The 4,674-nt window shown below is 57.1% G+C and carries 4 protein-coding genes; all 4 read left to right on the top strand.

Going from position 1 to position 4,674, the window contains the following annotated elements; translation table 11 throughout:
* Positions 1-266, top strand: a 266-nt coding sequence (locus tag EOA29_RS25690) for a 3-methyl-2-oxobutanoate hydroxymethyltransferase (protein ID WP_189478988.1), incomplete at its 5' end; no start/stop codon positions are given.
* On the top strand, positions 263-1,144 hold the full coding sequence (gene panC / locus EOA29_RS25685; RefSeq protein WP_127221792.1) for a pantoate--beta-alanine ligase: 882 nt from the start codon (positions 263-265) through the stop codon (positions 1,142-1,144). The genes EOA29_RS25690 and panC, both read left to right, overlap by 4 nt.
* A 1,414-nt stretch (positions 1,145-2,558) precedes the next feature.
* Positions 2,559-3,212: a hypothetical protein gene (locus EOA29_RS25680; protein ID WP_189478987.1), complete on the top strand. Its 654-nt coding sequence runs from the start codon at positions 2,559-2,561 to the stop codon at positions 3,210-3,212.
* 350 nt (positions 3,213-3,562) lie between these two features.
* The coding region (locus tag EOA29_RS25675) for a porin (protein ID WP_145969795.1) at positions 3,563-4,674 on the top strand (1,112 nt) is incomplete at its 3' end.

The raw sequence follows: 4,674 nt of genomic DNA, 5'->3' as shown, positions 1-4,674 counted from the left end.
GGCTGATTACAGAGCAAGTGGCGATCCCCACGATCGGCATCGGTGCATCGCCGGCCTGCGACGGTCAAATTCTGGTTGTCGACGACATGCTGGGTCTGTTTGGCACTTTTCGGCCAAGATTCGTGAAGCGCTACGCAGCGCTGGGAAGCGACGCCGAGGCAGCGATCGCCGCATACGCAAAGGATGTGCGCGAGCGCCGCTTTCCAGCGCTTGAGCACGTCTTCGGCCATGAGCCGGGCACAGTCACTGAAGGAGCAGTCGAATGAGCGCCGCGATCGTCCGCATCGTCTCCGAACTTCGCAGCATCGTTGCCGCCTGGCGCCGCGAGGGCCTAAAGATTGCTGTTGTGCCCACCATGGGCGCCCTGCATGAGGGTCACCTCAGCCTCGTGCGGTCAGCACTTGCCAAGGCTGATCGCGTGATCGTGACGCTGTTCATCAACCCGACGCAATTCAACAATGCGGGTGACCTGGCCGCCTATCCGCGCACGGAACATGATGACGCGGCGAAGCTCGCATCCGTCGGCACCCATATCCTTTATGCTCCCAATGCCGCCGACATGTATCCGCCAGGCTTCGCGACCAGCGTTTCGGTCGGTGGTGTAAGCGACGGGCTTTGCGGCACGTTTCGGCCCGGCCACTTCGATGGCGTGGCAACGGTGGTCACGAAGCTGCTTCTGCAGACTGGGGCCGACCTGGCGTTTTTCGGGGAGAAGGATTTTCAGCAGCTCCATGTCGTGCGCCAGCTTGTCCGTGACCTCGATATTCCAATTGAGATCATCGCCGCTCCGACGGTGCGCGAGGCCGATGGCCTGGCAATGTCGTCGCGCAACGCGCGGCTCACTTTGGCTGAGCGCAACAGGGCGCCTCGGCTGGCTGAAATATTGGTCCAAACTGCCGGGCAGATGAGTTCGGGACAATCTGTACAACGTGCGCTGAGTGTTGGGCGCGAGGCGATCCTCGCCGCCGGTTTCTCGAAGGTCGAGTATCTCGAACTGCGCGCGGATAGTAATCTTGCCCCGATGCTCACATTAGATCGACCAGCGCGGCTTCTCGTCGCCGCTTGGCTCGGGGAAACGAGGCTAATCGACAATGTCGAGGTGGCGTTGCCGCGTCCTGAAATGTTGCATCAAGCCGCCGCCTGAATCGAAAGGACAGAACGCTTCGGCTTCGTAGAAATACGCTTGGCGTTTCGCACGTTGCCATGGCGACTCGGCACGCACATCGGTGCTCAAGGTTGAGATTGGAATTTTGTTTGGGGCGCGTCCACCGGGTTGAAGGGAATGCTGTCAGCTTAAAAGCGAGCACGGGAACGCGTGTTCGTTAAGCTCGCCAAACCTCGTTCCTTCTTGATATGAGACCTCTTCTGCCTCACAGGCCGAGGCTATGACCGATGCTCCGACGCTTGCCTCATTCCAATGCGTCTACGATAATTTTGTCGACCGGTTTCCAGAGCAACCCGGGCGCATGCTGAAGAGATGAAAGAACGCTTCGGCTTTCGGCCTGACCAGGGCTTGGCCAAAGATAGATGCCTACCGTTCGTCAACCAGAATAGCTTGACCTACCGGAGCTCTGAATTGCCAGCTCAACTTGCGCTCCTGCGAAGTTGCGCGGCTTATGAATCTGCCGTTGTCGTAGGGAGTTGGTGTTCTTGCAGCTCAGGCGGCTGCTCTTCGATCTAGATCCGAGATGATGCCAATATCCAATCGGAATTTGACTAAGCAGATATGCGTGTTCCCTAATATGCCACTAACTCGTGTGGAGCATGCAATTCGTAGCGCGCCCAAGTAGGGTTGGCTGTCCCTTCAGCAATGAGGGATCGATGGGTGGGGCTTCGGCTACAGTCGCGCCTCCTTCGGCCGGCGGACAACCGCGATGCTCGCCCTAACGGTACCTAATCGCGAAAGATTCGCCGGTTAAGCCGGAGTATAGATGCAGAGACATAGTATAGTATCACGTGTACGGGAGAAATTGTGCAATTCGTACGGTTTGTGCAAGTAATAGATGGGAGATAGTTGCATAACGGCAACGTGCAACTTCAATTAAACTGGCAAACATACTTTTTGAGTTGCGTAAATTCGATTGCTGGATAGCGTGCGCCTACGATGACGCACCGAGTTGCGATTGTGTTCGATCGCGCGGACAGGGTTCGTCCATCCACGCATTTGGACAGCTGAATGGAGATCGAGCATGGGAACCAAGAGCCGCTCCCCCGCCTAGTTGAAAATCTTAAAACTTTCCGGTCTAGGGGTCTGACCCGCCTCGTGTGCCATGCTCGGCGACTTCCTGTTTGTGAGCGCTGGTTCCCGGCGCCGATCCCTTGCGGGCTGGAACCTCCACGGGGCGACCTGCGAATCGGTCGTTTTCGTTTTGGACAAAAGCGTTTCCCAAGCGCGTGGGAGGCCTGGCCTTTTTTGGCCAAGCGCCGACCCGTTGAGAGAAGTTGAGGTTCGAGCCATAGCGCTACGAGTTCCCGCATATCGCGCCTTTTTCGAACCTTTGAGTCTACTGGATGCTCTTCAGCGGAATGTTGGGTGAACTGCTAATCGGAAAGTTAGTATGACCGGATCGAGCGACCTTAGCAGAAATGAAACGCGCCAGGCTGAGCTTTCAACCTTTGTCATGAAGGAAGTGCAGCGCATTCTTGCCCAATGCGATGAGGCGAGGCAGGGGCAAAAGGCTGATATACCTTCTGGTCCTCCCTCCAGCGATGCGACCGTCTTGGCCGCTGAATTCCTCGGCAGGCTCGAGGCCGAAGCGGCGCGAAAGCTAAGCGCCCAGGCGTGTGAGATCGCTACGCGACCGCGGTTACCCGAACGTCCGATCGGGCATTCGCATCTGGAAGATTGCCCAAGAGAAGGCGCGCGCATTGCAGAGTGGGCCGGCCCAGTTGCAGGGTCAACTCATCTTGAGAGACGCTTTGGGATACCGCGGTCCACGCTGCATTGGTGGCAGCGGCACAATGATGTGGTTGCGTTTCGCAGGGGCTCCCGCAAGCACGTGTTTCCGTTGGCCCAGTTCATCGACGGCAGGCCTATGCCCGGAATCAGGCAGGTCCTCTGCTCGATCTCCGATCCCAGACTGGCATGGCTGTGGCTGATTAGCCCTTCGCCTCTTCTGAAGGGTCGCGTTCCTGTCGAATTGCTCAGGGAAGGCATGGACATAGACGTTGCATCCGCCGCCCAGGCTCTGTCTTTGATGCAATCTCTATGACGATTGACCAGCGTCGGCTTCCCTGAGCCTAACGCTTGCGCCACTCGCGCGTCTAGGTTTCTTGCAGAATCGTACAAGCAAAGACATAGATGTCCCATTTGTACGGATTGTTCAGATGTACAGTTGTTCAATTTGTGCAAATAATACTGCCGATTTAGTGGCATAAATGCAACGGATACTTCTATATGTGGTCGGCAAATTGAATTTCAACTTGCACTAAATTCCGTGCGGAATAGCGTCCGAGCCGGGAAGGATGCTTCGTGATGCGGCATCTTTTTCGATAGTGGGGACAGGAGCGGTTCGTCGATCGACGTCGTCGCCCTTTTTCAAATCATTCAAGGAGATCAAGCATGAACATAAAGAGCCTTCTTCTCGGCTCAGCTGCGGCCCTGATCGCAGTGTCGGGCGCTCGCGCCGCCGACGCGGTGACGGTCGCCGAGCCGGAACCGGCCGAATACGTCAAGATCTGTGACGTCTACGGTTCGGGCTACTTCTACATCCCCGGCACCGAAACCTGCCTGCGTATCGGCGGCTATGTCCGTTACGACATCAGCGCTGGCGATGTCGGCAGCTTCGACGGCGCACGTTCGACAGACGTTCTGAACGGCAAGGACCAAGGCACCTGGCACAAGAACGCCCGCTTCTCGCTGAAGACCTGGACGGGCCAGGAAACCGAGCTTGGTACGTTGAAGACCTACACGCAGACGAAATTCAACTTCGGCAACAGCGCCTACTACGCGGGCGAAGACGGCAATCAGGCCCACAACAAGGGCGTGACGATGGATTTTGCCTGGATCCAGCTTGGTGGGCTTCGTGTCGGCCTGGACGATTCGGCGTTTGATTCGTTCATCGGCTATGCCGGCAACGTTCTCAACGACACCATCGTTCCTTACGGCGATTTCTCGACCAACCTCATCCAGTACAACTTCGATGCCGGCAATGGCTTCTCGGCCGTGATCTCGCTTGAAGAAGGTTCGGTGGACGTCAACAATGTCTTCTACGTGGGCACGATCGACAGCTATGTTCCGCATGTCGTTGGCGGCGTGAAGTACACGCAGGGCTGGGGCGCCATCGCCGGCGTCGTGGCCTATGACAGCAACTACGAAGAATGGGCTGGCAAGGTTCGAGCTGACTTCAACGTGACCAGCGAGCTGTCGGTATTCGCCATGTTCGGCTACGGCACCGACAACAATTCGCTCGATTTCGCCAGCGGCCGTGACTTCTACAAGCAGTGGGGCGGTCACTGGGCTTGGTGGGCCGGCGGCACCTACAAATTCAACCCCAAGACCTCCTTTAACCTTCAGGTTTCGGGTGACCAGGACAAGAACTATGGCGTGGCGGCGAACGTCGCTTATGAAGTCGTCCCTGGCCTCACGGTTACGGCGGAAGTTGATTACGACCACCTCGGCACCTTCGATTCGACATTCGCCAACAACAGCAGTTCCGCGTTCGGCAACTGGAC

Origin of the sequence: Mesorhizobium sp. M1E.F.Ca.ET.063.01.1.1, assembly GCF_003998155.1 — a bacterium.
Lineage (GTDB): Bacteria > Pseudomonadota > Alphaproteobacteria > Rhizobiales > Rhizobiaceae > Mesorhizobium.
This window is presented reverse-complemented; position numbering and strand designations above follow the sequence as displayed.